Genomic DNA, 18,170 nt, shown 5'->3' on the forward strand with positions numbered 1-18,170 from the left:
TCTCAGGCACAGCAGTGCCCGCCCCTGACGAGAGGTCAGGGAATATCAATCCGGTAAAAATATGGTTTAGAGGTCTTGGCTGGTCAGCCTTTTCCTTCAGTTGCAGCGACGTCCGGCCCTTTGTCTTTCCGGCGGCCGAACAAGAATTCCAGTGCCGGAGGTAAACACAGTACGGTAATAGCCGTCAGAACGATGCCAAACGTCAATGGCCGTTCCCACAGAAAGGCAAAGCTTCCATCTGAGATAACGAGTGCACGGCTCAGGTTAGACTCCATCATTCCGCCGAGGATAAAACCAAGCAGCATTGGAGCCATAGGGAATTGCAGTAGTTTAAGAAAGATCGCAATGACCGTAATAATCACCATCATCTGAATATCAAAAGTATTGAAACTAACCAGATACACACCGGTTATTGAAAAGAACAAGATCATCGGAATCAGAATTGATCGCGGAATCAACAATAGCTTAGAGATATATGGAATCAGCGGTAGATTAAGAATCAGTAGTACCAAGTTGCCAAAATACATTGAGATAATTACCGACCAGAAAACATCCGGATTGTCGATAAACAAACGCGGCCCAGGCTGAATGCCTGCGGCAATCAAAGCACCCAGCATAATAGCGGTAGTACCAGAACCAGGTATACCCAGCGTTAGCAGTGGCACGAAAGAGCCAGTAGAAGCAGCATTATTGGCAGATTCCGGCGCAGCCAGACCACGCAGGGAGCCCTTGCCAAATTTCAGTTTCTCTTTAGCTGAGGCTATATTTCGCTCCAGACCATAGGCCAAAAAAGAAGCGATAGTCGCACCGGCCCCCGGTAGCACACCAATGAAAAAACCAAATATTGATGAACGAGCTATCGTAGGCGCAACTTCTTTCACCTCCTCCTTGCTCAGCTTCATGCTACCGAGCTTACTCATATCAACCTGTTTTTCGTCTTCCTTATGCTGGCCATTCAGAACCGTCATTATCACTTCAGTCAATGCAAAGGTGGCCATTGCCAGCAGCAGGAAACTGACACCGTCTATCAGATCAATATTGCCAAAGGTAAAGCGGGTCGCACCAGACGTTGTATCGGTACCAACAGTCGCAATCATCAGACCGAACACTGTCATCATCAGCGCTTTAATCACCTGCCCTTTACCCGAGAATGCAGCCACCGCTGTCAGACCCAGAATCATAAGAGCAAAATAATCGGTAGATTGAAAACTCAACGACACAGAAGCCAAAGCCGGAGCAGCAACGAGTAAAGCCAAAGCTCCGACAGTTCCCCCGGTAAACGAAGAATAAGCAGCCAATGCCAGTGCCTTACCGGCCTGATTTTTCTGCGCCAGTGGATAGCCATCAAAAGCGGTGACTACAGTGGCAGCACAGCCAGGAGCATTGATTAAAATGGATGAAGTGGAGGCACCAAAAACTGCGCCATAATAGACACCCGCCATCAGGATAATACTTGATGAAGGATCAAGACCATAGGTGATTGGTATCATCAGAGCTACGGCAGAAATTGGGCCAAGGCCCGGCAACATGCCGATAAAGGTTCCGGCAAAGCAGCCAACTACAACCATCATCAGGTTAAAGGGCATCACAGCAGTTGATAGGCCGATAATAATTCCGTCTAACATATGCTTATCCTCCGAACAGTTGAGTTAACAGCTTGCCGGGTGCCAGATAGATATCCAGCAACTGCGACAGGGCAAACCAGATACCCACAGCAAAAGGCACCGAAGCCAGAAGCAGCATCTTCGGTCGACGCTCTCCCAGTAACCAGAAACCCGACATCAGAAAGAATATGGTGGCCAGCATAAATCCAACCCACTCCAGCGCAAGGGCAAAGACCACCACCAGCAGCAGTAATTTGGCGACTAACAGAAAGTCATAACCTTGTAGACTGAGCTTATGCTCTACACCTTTGGCAGCGGTAAATAATAATCCAAGTGATAAAATTCCGCCGAGAGTCGCAAGCGCGTAAGGCAGTGTTTGCGCATGGAAGGGTTCAAACTCGTCGCCGGGTAACAACGCTATATCTCTGGCGTAATAACCGTAAACAACCGACAGGCAGAGAAACACCAACCCACCAATATGGTCTTTAGTAATAATCATAGGATGCTCCCGGACGGTGGAATATTCCGTCCTTTCAATCTAGAAAGCTCCGGGCCTGTAGCAAAGGCAAAGGACTGAGGCACAGGCCCGAAGAAAAGCTTTGAAACTTCAGTTAAATAACAGAGACTGACCGGATCACCATTTATAAATATCCGGGCAGAGATAAGATAAGTTATTTTAAAAAGCCTAATTCCCGCATCAAACCACCCACTTCCTGTTCCTGTTGTTCAAGGAAGGTGAGGAACTCTGTATCCGGCTTGAAAATTTCAACCCAGCCATTTCGCGCTCGAACATTTTCCCATTCGTCGGTCTGATACATTTCCCCCAATACTTTAACGAACTCAGCCTTCTGACTTTCGGAGGTACCTGGAGCCGCAAAGAATCCACGCCAGTTAACAAAAACTGAGTCATATCCCAGTTCTTTCAGAGTCGGCACTTCAGGCGCAGCAGCATTACGCTCATCACCAGTCATTACCAGGATCCTAACTTCACCGGCTTCGGCCAACGTCAGAGCTTCACTGAACCCCGTAGACAAAATAGAAGTTTCACCGGAAAGCAGACCTGCCATCGCTTCAGCACCACCATCATAGCCAACATAACGAACCTGGCGGACATCAGCCCCTGTCGCTTTAAAAGCCATTGCAGCAACCAAATGGTCCATGCTGCCCCGAACGGAGCCACCACCAACTTTTATACTTCGGGGGTTCTCTCTAAAGTTAGCAACCACCTCTTCGAAGTTTGTAAAAGGAGAATCTTTCTTTACGACAAAAGCACCGAAGTCACCGATAGTTGCTGCTATAGGTGTCAGATCACGGAAAGACTGTGGAAAGACTTTTGACAGGGAACGAATCACGATCGGCGTTGAGTTAACCATCAGCGTGTCCGTTTTCTGGCCTGCGGTTTCGATCAGATGAGCAATAGCTTTACCACCGCCACCACCGGACATATTCTGATATGAGACTGTATCAACCAGACCTGATTTACCCAAAGCTTCACCTGTCCCTCGGGCAGTGGAATCCCAGCCGCCACCAGCGCCACCGGGAATCAAAAAGTGTACCGACTCAAGAGCCGAAACATTAAAAGAGGCCCCCGCGGTGAGACAGGTTGTCAGTGCGGCAGATATCAGCGATTTTTTACTTATAGATTTACAGAACATCCGGTAATTCCTAGTTTTATTTTTGTGATGTCTGCAAGGTAGATGTTGAGCATTACGAAATGAAGCTTATGAATTTAAAGGCTTTTTAAAACATAAAATTCATTTAGTTCATATTGTTTACGGGCCTTATGCCGTTCTATTGCTTAATATCTAATCAGTAGCTAAATAAACTGCAACAGAGCATATGGGACTGTATATGAAGGAGCACCGAATGAAACTTAAACAACGGATGATCCTGATTCTGGGTGTCATGGCGCTGGTACAGACAGGTTTTATCGGTTTATTTGCCCTACAGTACCTGCAGCACTCCATGGATGAGCAGATTGGTCAGCGCGCTCTGCTTATAGCTAAAACGGTGGCGGCCATGCCGGAAATTGCCTCGGCAGTCGAACGTAGAGACAGCGTCTATCTACAACCAATGGGGAAATTTTTAGCCTTGAAAACGCAGGCTAATTTTGTCGTCTTTGGTGACTACAATGCGATACGATTGTCTCATCCCAATCCGAAGTGGATAGGCCTGTCACTCGCAGATGATGACAATGACGATAATTCCATTCCCCTGCGGGAGGGCCGCTCATATATTTCCAAAGCCCTGGGTCATACCGGCTGGTCTATGCGGGGCAAAGTACCTGTTTATTCACCCACTGATGAAAACAAAATTGTCGGGCTGGTTTCAGTCGGATATAGCCTGGATCGTGTCTCCTCCATCATTAATCGCTACCGCACAACGCTGATTGTGGTCATCATTCTTTCATTTGCGCTTAGCGCTACGATCGCTGTCTGGTTTGCTAACCATTTTAAGAAAGCGATCTTCGGTCTCGAGCCGGAACAGATCGCCCGACTGTTTGATGAGCAGCGCGCCACACTCGAATCTGTACGTGAAGGCATTATCGCCATCAACAGCAACTGCGAGATCACAACCATCAATCAGACAGCGATTGAAACCTTGGGCCTGCCAAAAGAGACCAATCTGATCGGCCGAAGAGTTGATGAAGTGCTATCTGACAGCTCAATGCTGGAAGTCCTGCAAAGCGGTGAACCACAGTATGACAGAGAGGTCTGGCGCGGTAGTTTATGTATTATTGCTAACCGCTTACCCCTGAAGCAAGGCGATAAAATTACCGGTGCGGTCTCCAGCTTTCGGCGCAAAGATGAACTGGATATGGTGAGCCAGAAGCTAACCCGAATCCAACAATATGCCGATACCCTGCGTAGCCAATCGCATGAATATTCCAATAAGCTACATACGATCTCTGGCCTGATACAGATCGGTGCGACTGATGAAGCACTCAATCTGATCGGTCAGGAATCTGCCAGTCATCAGGAGCTGATCCATCTGTTAATGCACGCAGCACCCGATCCTGTGCTGGCCGGTTGCCTGTTAGGAAAATATAACCGGGCTCGAGAATTGGGGCTGAAACTGGTGATTGATCCTGAAAGCCAAATGAAGCAGTTACCCGATCACCTGCCCCGGGAGCAGTTAGTTACGATATTGGGAAACCTGATCGATAACGCGCTGGAAGCTACGCTGCAGACATATGGTAGTGAGGGTAAAGTTCAGCTATCGATGACCGATCTGGGTAACGACCTGATCTTTGAAATAGAGGATCAGGGGCCCGGAATATCCGAGCAACAGCAGCAGTATATTTTTGAAAAAGGCTACAGCAGCAAGAACCGGGAAGGCCACGGTTACGGTCTGCACCTGGTACAGAGTCTGCTGCATAAGCTCGGTGGCACTATCACTATTGAAACGACAACTACCGGAAGCAGCCGCTTCATTGTTTACATTCCTAAAAATAAAAAAACACCAGGCTAGAGTCAGATGATTAAAGTTGTAATTGCAGAAGATGACCCACAAATAGCTGAGATCCAGCGCCGTTTTCTGAAACGAATCGACGGTTTTGAACTAATAGGTATCGCCCATGGTTTAGAGGAAGCTGAGGATCTTATTGAGATTTTGCAACCACAGTTACTACTACTGGACATCATGTTTCCCACTGGTACCGGACTCGAATTACTACGTAAAATACGTGCTGGTAACAGCAAAGTTGATGTCATAATGATCACTGCGGCCAAAGAGGTTGAAACCCTGCGCGAAGCCCTTTACGCTGGCGTTTTCGATTATATTCTCAAGCCACTGGTATTCGAACGACTGCAGGAAACCCTGACCAACTACCAACAACATCTGACTAAGTTTGAGACGCTCCAATCGCTTGATCAGAATGGAGTAGACGATGTTTTACCCCGAAGCAGCACATCAATTGAAACTATCTCGGAACCGGAAGCCCGTTTACCTAAAGGTATCGATGGCATTACCCTAGAAAAGATCAGAAACATATTCGCCCAGAGTGATAATTCACTGAACGCTGAAGAAACCGGTGAACTGATCGGTGCCAGCCGTACCACTGCCCGTCGCTATCTGGAATATATGGTCAGTTGTTCTGAACTCTCTACTGAAGTCAGCTACGGTTCTGTCGGCAGGCCTGAAAGACGGTATCAAAGAAAGTAGTTAGTGGTTAGAACGCCGCTGCGCGACTTGCTAGTAGCTTGAAAAAGAACGTAGGTTGAGGTGGGGTAAGAACCCCAACAAGACTTATCGTTGCCATGTAATCGCAATAATCAACGCCTAAAAAACCTCAGTCAGAAAAGCGCCCATAAAAGTTAATGTTAGTCGGGTATACTGAATCTCAAATCATTTTCAGGAAAAGTAGCGTTGATTGTACGGCTGTTTAGACGACTAGTTGGGCCCCTATTAGACAAACTCCTTTTCGGGGCCACACTACTGCTTGCGTTGCAAGTCCCGCAACTAGTGGATCACTACCAACAGTTTCTCGCCGGCCTCTATGAATCAACCCATTGGCAGATTGAAGGCTATAATCGTACCGCAAAAGATTTTGGTTATACTGATGCCAGCGCCATGATTCAGCATCACCGGCAAAACAGTGTCCCAAGTGTGCGTGCCGATGCAAAACAAAAACTCGCTACGCTAGCACAATTTGAACAGCTGCAGCAGGGTGTGGCCCTATTTGCCAATGGCAATTTGATCAGTAAAACGCTCTATATGATTGCCCCTTCACGCTATCACTACCTCGAAATAACCCTCAATAACTTTACCCCTGGGATTCCTCTGAGTACCGAAGGGATAGCCTTTGGGCTAATCGCCGGTCTATTATTGAATCTGCTCATCACCGCTCCCTTTAGCGTTGTCTACCGGCGAATATTACCGCGATACAAATCGCAGCTGGGCGTTAAGCCCATCGCTAAACCGCGTATCAAAGCTAACCTTAAAGCCGATACCGGTAGTAAAAAAACCAGCACTACCCATAAGCCCTGTTCCGATCATTGATCTATCTGGGAAAAATATTTAACATATTAACAATTCTAGGAGATTCTAATGAGTATAAAACTGTCCGTTGTTGATCAGTCACCCGTGCACGGCTCCCATGCCGCCATCGACGCTCCGCGTCTTACCATCGAATTAGCACAACTGTGCGATCAACTCGGCTATTACCGTTACTGGGTCGCCGAACACCATGACAGTATCCATTTTGCCAATCCTTGCCCGGAAATCATGGTTGCGGCGATCGCCAGTGTGACTAAAAACATCCGTGTCGGTAGCGGCGGTGTAATGCTTAGCCATTACAGCCCACTGAAAGTCGCTGAAAGCTTTAAAATGATGGCTACGCTGTTTCCCGAACGAATCGACCTAGGTATTGGCCGTGCCCCCGGTGGTACCGGCCTCACCTCACAAGCACTGGCTTACCCCCATCAGGCGCAACATGGCGATTTGTATGCCAATCAAGCACAACTGCTCAAAGGCTTTATCGAAGGAAACCTGCCAGACAATAACCCGTTCAGCGCAATAAAAGTATTGCCTGACAGCAGCCCACAACCGGAACTCTGGATGCTCGGTTCTAGCGGAGGCAGTGCAGGGTTGGCGGGACATTTAGGCTACAACATTGCGCTGGCGCGTTTTATCGACCCCGATAACTGTCACCCATCTATTTTCCAGGAATACCTGCAACAGTGGCAACAGGCCGGACATCCGCAAACACCGAATAAAATGCTAGCTATCGCCTGTATCTGTGCTGCCACAGAGGAGGAGGCTAAACTCCGAGCAGGTACCGCGGTGTACCGCAAACTCGCGGCACAACTAGGGCTACGTGAAGCCTTTCTAACCCCGTCAGAAGTTCAGGATCGCTACCGGACATTCTCTGCTAGCCACCAGGCGCAATATGATCATATTCTCAATGGTTATACTGTCGGTACCCCTGAACAATGTGGCGAGGAGATCACTCAGTTAGCCCAAGCCTTCGATTGTGATGAAATTGCAACGGTAGCTGTCACCCATAGCCAAGCCGACCGACTCGATAGCTATACACAGTTAATAACTGGCTTTTAAATCGGTTTAACAGACGATAGGTCGATGGATGCTTTATTTACATCCATCGACGCTAATACCGCACCCTAATCCAGCGCGTAGCGCTACCCCTCGCAAAAACGCCCCCATGCCGCTACAGCCCGCGCATCAAGCACGTCATCAGCCCGCCGCCTTTACCCAAAATGGGTAAACATTGCGTCAAATCAATTGTAAATATCACCTTCTTTTGACACTATGCTTCAGCAGGTTGGGTAACACAAAACAGTTAAGACTCCGATTCAGCTCCCCCGGCTATGACTTGGATATTTTTAGTTTCCCAGCCTGCAACATCACCTCTTAACACTTCCCTCCGTTAGCCGTCATAATCAAAAAATTGAATTAAAAACAGCATTGTCACACCCAATTTGCGGTTACTCTCAGCATTTATCTATTGCCACTCTCGCCCTTTTGCTAGACTTACCCGATGAAAAGACACTACCTGCCCATCTTTATATTTATCCCACTATTGGGACTATCCTATTATGCCGGTTACACGCCATTACTGCTGCCAGCACTGTTTATTAGTATCAGTCTGCTGACTCTGGCGATCTATTACAAAGACAAATCTGCCGCGGTAAAGGGTGCTTGGCGCACCCCGGAAAGCCGACTGCATCTGTTAGCACTTCTGGGCGGTTGGCCAGGTGCGATTATCGCCCAGCAAACCCTGCGGCATAAAACCCAAAAGAAAAGCTTTCGAGTCACCTTTTGGTTTACCCTGCTGCTGAATATCTCAGCCTTTAGCTGGCTTCACTCAGCCACTGGCACCGACTGGTTACATGCGAAAATATTCAAACTAGACAGTTATATTGCTTACTCTGATATGCCATATACGACGAGGCAATACATACGTTATTTCACCCACTTCCGTATAAAACGCCCGCTTCGCTATCGTTAGCTTAACACGCTCAACCCCGAGCGCTTGTGCAATGCCGATAAGATAGAGCAAAGTGGCCGCCTATGGGGCCCTTGTACCAATCATCTATTGACCGTAATACAGTCCGCCGAAATGTTTTTTACCGTCGGTGGTTTTAAACAGCACCATCAGTTGATGCTTGCCACTGGCTTTTAGGTCATAACCCGCCATCTGCCATTCACCCATCGTCATCAGCGGTTTAGTCTGCTGTGAGCCATCCGGAAAAATCACTTTAGAGTTAGCCTGTACACCGTTAACCAACCCACCATCCCGATCTATTCTGATCATCAGGTTATGTGACCCTCCGTGGTTCATACCTTCCTCAGCGGCCATCACATGAAAACTAACGGTATAGCCATCAATGTTTTTCTTCTCTAGAAACATGGGATGCTGTCCCATCTGACTATCCATCATCTCATGCGACATAGACCCCTTCGTCATGGTGTTATGAGACATCCCGCTCTCAGGCATTCCCTGCGGAACCATCGAGTCATCATGGCCATGACTAATCTCACCCGCCATGGCACCCGCACTTAAAACAATCGCACTCAGCGTGCCGACAAGCAGTATTTTATTTAGCTTCATATTCATCTCTCACTTATTGTCATTACATTGGGTTATTTAAAAGACTTACTTCAACGCCACGAAAGCCTATCGGTTTCGAATAACGTTTGAGAGAGACTCCTCTCTCTCAAACGAGTACGCCATTAGTGTTCGGTCACCAAACGGGTAAGGCTGCGTTTGCGCCACAAGAAATACACTGCGGGTAGCACCAGTAAGGTCAACAACACCGCGCTGACCATACCACCAACCATCGGCGCGGCAATACGGCTCATCACCTCTGAGCCGGTCCCCGTGCCGTAGAGAATCGGCAGTAAGCCAACAATGATCGCGACAGCCGTCATCATCACTGGACGGACACGTAACCCTGCGCCTTGCAATACCGCATGACGTAAAGCCTCTTCTTTGGGAGTAACCCTCTGCTTTTCACACCGCGTCAACATCTGCTGATAAGCCTGATTCAGATAGACCAGCATGATCACGCCGATCTCGACAGCCACCCCAGCCAAAGCAATGAAGCCAACGCCCACCGCTACCGAGAAATTAAAGCCCTCTAGATACATCAGCCAGACACTACCAACCATCGCCAGCGGCAGTGTTCCCATAATGATGCTCACTTCGACAACATTGCGAAAATTAAGAAACAACAGGAAAACGATAATCGACAAGGTCAGCGGCACCACATACGTCAGCTTTTCTTTGGCACGCTGCATATATTCATATTGCCCAGCCCAAGCAACCGAATAACCTGCCGGCAAGATCAGTTGATCAGCCACTACCTGCTGCGCGTTTGCCACGTAACGGCCAATATCCACGCCTTCGATATCGATAAAGGTCCAGCCGTTCAAACGGGCATTTTCACTCTTTATCCCAGGAGGGCCATCCTCGATATAGATATTGGCGACATCCCCCAACGGCACACGTTGCCCCATCGATGTAACAATAGGCAGTAACGCCAATTGCTCAGGAGAATCCCGATAGTCTTGTGGATAACGGACGTTGATTGGATAACGCTCTAACCCTTCGATGGTTTGTGAGACATTGACACCACCGATCGCAGACGCCACCACCTGCTGAACATCGGCGATATTAAGGCCGTAACGCGCGGCACGCTGACGCTGAATATCCACCTTAATATAGCGCCCGCCGGCAACCCGTTCGGAGTACACCGAAGCGGTACCCGGTACATCCTTAAGAATGCTTTCCAACTGCTGACCAATCTGCTGAATCTGTTGCAAGTCTGGTCCGGCAATCTTAATACCTACCGGCGTTTTGATACCCGTTGCCAGCATATCGATACGGGTTTTAATCGGCATTACCCAGGCATTCGTCACCCCCGGCAGCTTAACCAAGTTATCGAGTTCTCTGCGAAGATCTTCGCTCGTTAACCCTTCCCGCCACTGATCTTGTGGCTTTAGCTGAATAAAGGTTTCAATCATGGTGAGTGGCGCAGGATCGGTGGCACTATCAGCCCGCCCCACTTTGCCAAAGACCGTGGCAACTTCAGGCACTGTTTTTATCAGCTTATCGGTCTGTTGCAACAACTGACGCGCCTGCCCGATAGAGATACCCGGGTAGGTGGTCGGCATATACATCAGATCACCTTCATCCAGCGGTGGCATAAACTCACTGCCCAGCTTATCCAATGGCCATAAGCCCGCCAGTAGCACTAATAACGCGAATCCTAACGTCAGTTTGGGAAAGCTAAGCACTTTACGCAGCGTCGGCATATAGATCGCAGTCAGCAAACGGTTTACCGGATTTTTATGCTCAGGCAACACCTTACCGCGAATAAAATACCCCATCAGCACCGGCACTAAGGTGATCGCCAGCGCAGCCGACGCCGCCATCGCATAGGTTTTAGTAAAGGCCAACGGTGCAAACATCCGCCCTTCTTGGGCTTCCAAGGTAAATACTGGGACAAAACTCACGGTGATAATCAGCAGACTAAAAAACAGTGCCGGCCCCACCTCACTGGCGGATGCAGCAACCACCTGCCATCGGTTCTCTTTCGTCAGCGGCGTTCGCTCCATATGCTTGTGCATATTTTCGATCATCACTATCGCCCCATCAATCATCGCCCCAATGGCAATCGCGATACCACCCAATGACATGATATTGGCGTTAATACCTTGAGCATTCATAATGATAAACGCCGTCAAAACACCTACAGGAAGGGTAATAATAGCCACCAGAGATGAACGCACATGAAACAGAAAGACCACGCACACCAGCGCTACCACGATGAACTCTTCCAGCAACTTGTGCCAAAGATTCTCAACCGCTCGGTCGATCAGCCCAGAACGATCATAGACCGTCACCACTTCAACACCGTCCGGCAACCCTTGCTTTAAGGTCTCTAGTTTAGCCTTAACTCCGTCGATAGTTTGCTGTGCGTTCTCACCAAAACGCATCACCACCACGCCGCCGACCACTTCACCTTCACCATTGAGCTCCGTCACGCCTCGACGCATCTGAGGCCCCACACCAATATCCGCCACATGTTGTAACAATATCGGCGTGCCATTCTCATTAATGCCGAGAGGAATATTACGTAGATCTTCCTCGCCCTGAATATAGCCGGTCGCCCGCACCATATATTCAGCCTCGGCCATCTCCACCACCGAAGCACCGACCTCCTGATTACCCCGACGAATAGCATTTTGGATATGTGATAGCGGCATATTAAAAGCCCGCAATTTATCGGGATCCACCCGTACCTGATACTGCTTCACCATGCCGCCGATAGAGGCAACTTCTGACACGCCGGGAACCGTTTGCAACTCATACTTAAGGAACCAATCCTGCAAACTGCGTAACTCGCTGATATCCTGCTGCCCAGTTTTATCCACTAGCGCATAGAGATAAACCCAGCCAACACCGGTCGCATCCGGCCCCAACTGAGGTCGGGCATTCGCGGGTAATGAAGGGGCCACCTGACTCAGATATTCCAACACCCGACTGCGCGCCCAATACATATCGGTGTCTTCATCGAAGATCACATAGACATAAGAGTCACCAAAAAAAGAGTAACCACGCACCGTTTCGGCACCGGGTACTGACAGCATGGCGGTGGTTAACGGATAGGTCACCTGATCCTCAACCACCTGCGGTGCTTGCCCTGGGTAACTGGTTTTAATAATCACCTGAACATCCGACAGATCAGGAATGGCATCCACCGGGGTATTCTTCAACGAAAAGAACCCACCGCCCACCAAAACCACGGTAGCCAAGAGCACAAAGAAACGGTTGCCGACTGACCAGCGAATAATCGACTCGATCATAAAACCACCTTGGAGTGGAGAGCGTGCCGATGATTCGATATGGCTGTTACTAGCGCCTGTGCTTCACTGTCACTCTGAACCTGCCTTGCAATCCATAAGGTTTGAGTTTCTAAAGCCTCAATAGCGACAGGACTCGATAAGCTTGAATCAGCATGACCCGCATCTGACGAATCCTGCTGCGAATTTGGCGTAGCCTTGGGCATACTCATAGGCGTAGCGTTCATAGGCACGGGGATCATAGCGGGAGCCATAGAATCGATAGGCTTATCCTGCTGTTCGACCGCATCCATACTCATGCTGTCCATGCTCATGTCATCCATATTCATATCGTCCATCGTCATGCTATCGGCAGCCGCTGGCGGGATATGCATACGCTTAAAGTCAGACGTTTTACCTGACTCAGAATCCAACAAAAACTGTGCCGATGTTACAACCTGCTCCCCCTCCTGAACCCCAGACAAAATTTCAACCTGCTGACCATTGCTGCGACCGACCTTAACGTTAACCGACTTAAAACGGCCCTCTCCTAGTGCCAGCACTAACCGGTTACTATCAGCGCCACGGATTAACGCCTCTTTAGGAACCGTCAGTGATGCTTGCTCGGCTTGTTTATGAATCACCACTTCAGCAAACATATTCGGTTTAAGCTTACCGTCCTGATTGGCAAACCGCATACGTACTCTAAGCGTGCGTGTTTGAGCGTCCAGCGTGGGATAAATATAATCCACGACCCCTTCGCGCTGATCTCCTGGCAGAAAATCCAGCTGTATAGAGACCCCTTGGCCGACCGAGATCAAGTTTGCTTGGCGCTCAAACACTTCGGCCTCGAGCCAAACTTCATCCAGTGCCGCAATCGACAGCAACGTCAGTCCCGGTTTAATAAACCCTCCCTGTCGTAACGCCAGATTATCCACCACACCACTTTGCGGCGCGTAATAGGTCACCGTTTGACTGACTCGGCGGGTCTGTTTAAGGGTCGCCAATGCTTGCGGCGGTAATTGCAGTGTCGCTAATCGCTGCTCGGCGCCACGAATCAATGCTCGATTGCCCTGCGACAAGGCAAACAGATACTCTTCTTGAGCATTCACCAAGGTGGGCGAATAGAGGTCATACAGAGGTTGTCCCTGAATCACCGGATCACCTTCTGCCTTGATATAAACCTTCTCCACCCAACCTTCAACACGGGGGTGAACAAGACTAATGTCATCTTGGTTATAGCCCACATACCCTACGGTACGCACCTCAAACTGCATCAACTGTCGTGACGCCACGGCGGTTCTAACCCCAAGATTATTAACCACTTCCGGTGACACCGATATCGTGCCCGGCCCTGCATCGACGCCATTATTTTCAGAGGCGTAAACCGGTACAAGATCCATCCCCATCGGCGACAAGCCCGGCTTGTCCCGTCGGTAATTCGCATCCATCGGCGCCACCCAATATAGCGGTTCAGGATTCTCATCAACCTGCGCAGCGGAAACCGAAGACCCACTCAAAGCGGCCATATTATTATCACTAAGCCCTAAACCGGCGATTGCGACACCGACCGCGACGCCCAGCACGATTAATCCAACATTTTTAGCGGTGCCATTCATGGTGTCACTCCTGTGTGTTTGAGCTGCGGACTATCTAATGCGTAGCCAGATACGGTTTCTGATAACGTCGAGGTTGTTGTTAGTACATAGTTAAGCTGAGCAATCTGCTGCTGCCGTGCGACCTGAATCTCGAGGTAATCAATTTGCGTGTTAAGCGCACTGATGCGCGCACGGATCATTTCGGCAAAACTGCCATTATCCGATTCATAAGCTTTCAGTGCCGCCTGCGCCTGACGGTTAACCTGAGGTAGAAGTTGCTGACGATATAACTGCTGACGTTGATCCAGCTGGGTGAGCTGCGCTTGAACCGAACGGAAAGAAGCGATCATTTGTCGAATAATAAGACTTCGATCGGTACGTATCTTTTCCTGCTGGGCGGTCGCGGCAACCACCTCATGATCCTGCCCGACCGATGAAAACAACGGCAGACTCACCGTCACACCAGCACTAAATAGATCCGCTCGATCAATGCCATCCGCACTATCGGCACGATAACCATAACTCGCGCTGAGGCCCCATTCGGGCTTATATTGCTGCTTTGCCAGCTGTACCGCGGTGCCGGCCACACTAATGCTTTGCTCCAACGCTTGCACCAATGGATGATGCACAAGGTAGCTTGCTAACGCTTGATTCGACAACGGCTGTGACAGCAATGCCGCGTGCTCAACAGACAGTAGTTGAGGCAGTATTTCGCTATAACCAGACACAGGCAACGACGCCGAATCGAAGACGTCCAGCGGTAGTAACAAAGCCAACAATTGCTGTTCGCTCATATCCTGCTTTTGCCGTAGCTCAGTCACGCGATCAGAGACCCGAAGCTGCTCTAACTGAGCCTGTATCAAATCCTGTTGTCGAGTTTGCCCCAAAGCAGAGGTATAACTCGCCATCGATATATCCACTAATTGATCAAACAATCCCCGGTTCTGCTCAATCAGCCTAATACTCTCCCTCGCCCGATAAGCATCCAGCCATAACTGCGTTACCGTCAACGTTAGCTTGGCTTCACGTTCACGGCGCAATAAAGGCTGCCGAGCACTTTGCTGATAACCTTGTTGTCGTTTTAGGCGGCGGCTATCGCCTCGGGGATACATCTGCGAAACCCCAACAACCAACTGGGTCATCGCTTCCTGATCAATCGCAAAGCTATCGGTCGGTAAATTGGCCAATGCAAAGGAAAATTTAGGATCAGGTAATTGATAAGACGCTTCAGCCCGCGCCTCCGTCGCCTGCTGTGTCAGCTGGCTACCGGTTAACCAAGGGTCATGCTGCAACGCGACGCTTAGCGCCTTCGTTAAAGTTAACGGTTGCGCTTCCGCCGCTGCCACAGTCAATGAACTGGACAAGCCAAGCAAACATAGGATGAATAAACGCGGCTTAATTAAACAACCAACGCGCGTAAGAGCTGCAGTAAACGGCATCGACACCGCCCTCGCATCAGGCGATTTAAATACAAATAAAACTGGTGACATAGATACACCCACACAGATCAGTATCACATAACGTAATCACTGACAGGTTCAATACAGAGCGGGAGATTGATGAAGAGCTGATAGCCTGCTGAACAAGTAACAGTGCTAACTCATCATTGACGGAGATCTCCCGCTAACCAATTGCCGGATTAACGGCGTCTGTATTAGTGGGATATAGGAGGGCGGTATAAAGAACCACGATTCTGCGGCAGCATTAACTCAGCGGCAGCCACCACCGTTGTCGTCGCAGCATCGAGGGAAAAAAGATATTGATTAGCGGCAACGCCAATCGAGCTAAGGCAATGGGATTGTGCACAGTGACTTTGGCTGTCACAGCTAAGATCAGCACTATTACAACCGCTATCACTATTATTTGCCAACGGCTGACAGCAGTTCATCATTTCGTCAGGCTCGTCATATTGGGCATGGTTCATAACAGTATCAGAGGTTTGCGCAGACATCGTAGTATGCTGCATCGGCATTGCGAAGGCGGCATTGTACAGCTGTGCGGTAATTACCGCCAACATACAGATTACCCATAAAAGCCTTTTCGCCACTGTCTGCCTCTAACTAATGGTTAAACGATGATTATACTGCTTTCTGGCCAATCAGCCGAAACCCGCCATTAACAGAGCGGGAATCTAAGCCTAACCCCGTTAGCTGAAACAAAGCTGAATAGAGTCACCCGCTAAATATTAAATTAACGCACGGAAACAGATAATCGAAATGGAAATTTACGCAGACTCAACCTCAATAGCAAGGAAAAAAATGGAAACTCTAGGCTAGAGATGGCCTGAACACAATGCAAGCGATAGCGCTGGGGCTGCCATTAAGAGACTGAATATTCACAACCGGCATTAACTTTCACCCCATCAGTGAAGAGTTTCACCATGAAAAATGGTACCGATGAATGACCCTTAGCTGTTACTGACATAAAGCAAGGCTCACTATATTCCAGACAAAAAAAACGGGGCGTATAGCCCCGTTTTCGTGTTAGATGCACCTACATATTAGGATAATTCGGCCCACCGCCACCTTCCGGTGTCACCCAGGTGATGTTCTGGGCAGGGTCTTTGATATCACAGGTTTTACAGTGAACACAGTTCTGACTGTTAATCTGGAATACCTTTTCACCCGCAGCATCATCCAATATTTCATAGACCCCCGCAGGGCAATAACGCTGTGCCGGTTCATCGAACTTAGGCAGGTTTTGCATCAGCGGAATGCTACTATCTTTTAATTTGAGGTGGCAGGGCTGATTTTCCTCATGATTGGTATTCGACAAAAATACCGACGAAGGCTTATCAAAGCTCAACACACCATCCGGCTTAGGATAGTTGATGGTTGCACATTCTGAGGCCAGTTTCATCTGTGCATAATCTTCATGATTATCACGCAGTGTAAACGGCAAACCGAACAGGTTCTGGTCAATAAAGTTAACCGCACCACCGATAAAGGTGCCGTATTTATGCAGCGCAGGGCCGAAGTTACGGGTGCGATACAGTTCTTCGTAAACCCATGAGTTTTTGAAGTTATCGCCGTAGGCGGTTAGATCTTTACCGCCCTCATCGCCACTGGTTAACGCAGCAAAAATCGTTTCAGCCGCGATCATGCCGGTTTTCATAGCAGTATGCGTGCCTTTGATTTTGGCAAAATTCAGCGTGCCCGCATCACAGCCCAGCAACAACCCACCCGGCATGCTCATCTTAGGCAATGCATTAAAGCCGCCTTTGGTGATTGCACGGGCGCCGTAAGAGACCCGCTTACCCCCTTCCAAATATTGAGCAATCAATGGATGGTGTTTCGAGCGCTGGAACTCATCAAACGGGCTCAGATGTGGATTTGAATAGTTCAAATCGGTAATCAACCCCAGCATAACCTGACAATCTTCCGCATGATAAAGGAAGAATCCACCGCTAGCATTCGCTTCAGACAGTGGCCAACCCGCACCGTGCAACACCAGACCGGGCTGATGTTTATCGGCAGGGACATCCCACAACTCTTTGATACCGATACCGTAATGCTGAGCATCGGCGTCTTTATCGAGTTCGAACTTAGCTAACAGTTCTTTTCCTAGATGACCACGACAACCTTCGGAGAAAATCGTGTACTTGGCCAACAGATCCATACCCGGCATATAGGTATCTTTCTGTTCACCTTTTTCATCCAAGCCCATATCACCCGTACCGATACCAGCCACCTGACCATCATCGCCATAGATAATATGAGACGCGGCAAACCCTGGGAATATCTCAACCCCCAGCTGTTCTGCTTGCTCACCTAACCAACGGCTTAGATTAGCTACGCTGGCAATATAGTTGCCGTGGTTATGCATGGTTTTTGGCACGACGAGATTAGGCAGTTTAATCGCCTTTTCGCCACTGGTCATCAGATAGACCTGATCTTCGGTGACCTCGGTTTTCAGCGGCGCACCCTGCTCTTTCCAGTCAGGGAACAACTCATCCAAGGCGCGCGACTCAATCACCGCACCCGATAGAATATGTCCACCGACTTCAGCGCTTTTTTCAACCACGCAGACCATCAACTCTTGGCCGGCCTCATTCGCCTGTTGCATCAGGCGACAGGCGGTCGACAATCCGGCCGGTCCGGCACCGACGATGACGACGTCAAACTCCATCGATTCTCTTTGCATTATTCTTATCCTCGAT

Annotated in this window: 14 protein-coding genes; 5 read left to right on the forward strand and 9 right to left on the reverse strand. The window is 49.1% G+C overall.

Annotation, left to right across the window (positions count from 1 at the left end):
• Positions 1–83: 83 nt before the first annotated feature.
• From ACN0T0_RS11400 to ACN0T0_RS11410, 3 genes are all read right to left on the reverse strand, one after another.
• A complete protein-coding gene (locus ACN0T0_RS11400) occupies positions 84–1,625 on the reverse strand; it encodes a tripartite tricarboxylate transporter permease (protein WP_417226144.1) in 1,542 nt (513 codons plus the stop codon).
• 4 nt (positions 1,626–1,629) lie between these two features.
• Entirely contained in the window at positions 1,630–2,103 is a 474-nt protein-coding gene (locus tag ACN0T0_RS11405; protein WP_417226146.1) for a tripartite tricarboxylate transporter TctB family protein, read from the reverse strand.
• A 172-nt stretch (positions 2,104–2,275) separates the two neighbouring features.
• A complete protein-coding gene (locus tag ACN0T0_RS11410) occupies positions 2,276–3,259 on the reverse strand; it encodes a tripartite tricarboxylate transporter substrate binding protein (RefSeq protein WP_417226148.1) in 984 nt (327 codons plus the stop codon).
• 211 nt (positions 3,260–3,470) lie between these two features.
• Here ACN0T0_RS11410 and ACN0T0_RS11415 point away from each other — a divergent pair, with 211 nt between their 5' ends.
• From ACN0T0_RS11415 to ACN0T0_RS11435, 5 genes are all read left to right on the forward strand, one after another.
• On the forward strand, positions 3,471–5,075 hold the full coding sequence (locus ACN0T0_RS11415) for an ATP-binding protein (RefSeq protein ID WP_417226150.1): 1,605 nt from the start codon (positions 3,471–3,473) through the stop codon (positions 5,073–5,075).
• A gap of 6 nt (positions 5,076–5,081) precedes the next feature.
• On the forward strand, positions 5,082–5,768 hold the full coding sequence (locus tag ACN0T0_RS11420; RefSeq protein WP_417226152.1) for a response regulator: 687 nt from the start codon (positions 5,082–5,084) through the stop codon (positions 5,766–5,768).
• 204 nt (positions 5,769–5,972) lie between these two features.
• A complete protein-coding gene (locus ACN0T0_RS11425) occupies positions 5,973–6,605 on the forward strand; it encodes a DUF2937 family protein (protein ID WP_417226154.1) in 633 nt (210 codons plus the stop codon).
• Between the two features lie 48 nt (positions 6,606–6,653).
• Positions 6,654–7,661: an MsnO8 family LLM class oxidoreductase gene (locus ACN0T0_RS11430; protein ID WP_417226156.1), complete on the forward strand. Its 1,008-nt coding sequence runs from the start codon at positions 6,654–6,656 to the stop codon at positions 7,659–7,661.
• 442 nt (positions 7,662–8,103) lie between these two features.
• Complete coding sequence (locus ACN0T0_RS11435) at positions 8,104–8,574, forward strand: DUF1294 domain-containing protein (RefSeq protein ID WP_417226158.1); 471 nt, start codon at positions 8,104–8,106, stop codon at positions 8,572–8,574.
• A gap of 84 nt (positions 8,575–8,658) precedes the next feature.
• Here the strand turns inward: ACN0T0_RS11435 and ACN0T0_RS11440 are convergent, their stop codons facing one another.
• The 6 genes from ACN0T0_RS11440 to ACN0T0_RS11465 all read right to left on the reverse strand — a co-directional run bounded on the left by ACN0T0_RS11440 (position 8,659) and on the right by ACN0T0_RS11465 (position 18,154).
• A complete protein-coding gene (locus ACN0T0_RS11440; RefSeq protein ID WP_417226160.1) occupies positions 8,659–9,177 on the reverse strand; it encodes a hypothetical protein in 519 nt (172 codons plus the stop codon).
• 122 nt (positions 9,178–9,299) lie between these two features.
• Positions 9,300–12,437 carry an efflux RND transporter permease subunit gene (locus ACN0T0_RS11445; RefSeq protein ID WP_417226162.1) on the reverse strand — a complete coding sequence of 1,046 codons (3,138 nt, stop codon included), beginning with the start codon at positions 12,435–12,437 and terminating at the stop codon, positions 9,300–9,302.
• Positions 12,434–14,032, reverse strand: coding sequence for an efflux RND transporter periplasmic adaptor subunit (locus ACN0T0_RS11450; RefSeq protein ID WP_417226164.1), 1,599 nt, complete (start codon positions 14,030–14,032; stop codon positions 12,434–12,436). The genes ACN0T0_RS11445 and ACN0T0_RS11450 overlap by 4 nt, the downstream gene beginning before the upstream one ends.
• Positions 14,029–15,375, reverse strand: coding sequence for a TolC family protein (locus ACN0T0_RS11455; RefSeq protein WP_417226166.1), 1,347 nt, complete (start codon positions 15,373–15,375; stop codon positions 14,029–14,031). The genes ACN0T0_RS11450 and ACN0T0_RS11455 overlap by 4 nt, the downstream gene beginning before the upstream one ends.
• Positions 15,376–15,665: 290 nt before the next feature.
• On the reverse strand, positions 15,666–16,028 hold the full coding sequence (locus tag ACN0T0_RS11460; protein WP_417226168.1) for a hypothetical protein: 363 nt from the start codon (positions 16,026–16,028) through the stop codon (positions 15,666–15,668).
• Positions 16,029–16,504: 476 nt separating this feature from the next.
• Positions 16,505–18,154, reverse strand: coding sequence for an electron transfer flavoprotein-ubiquinone oxidoreductase (locus tag ACN0T0_RS11465; protein WP_417226170.1), 1,650 nt, complete (start codon positions 18,152–18,154; stop codon positions 16,505–16,507).
• Positions 18,155–18,170: the final 16 nt, after the last annotated feature.

Origin of the sequence: Amphritea sp. (assembly GCF_048266285.1) — a bacterium.
Taxonomy (GTDB): domain Bacteria; phylum Pseudomonadota; class Gammaproteobacteria; order Pseudomonadales; family Balneatricaceae; genus Amphritea.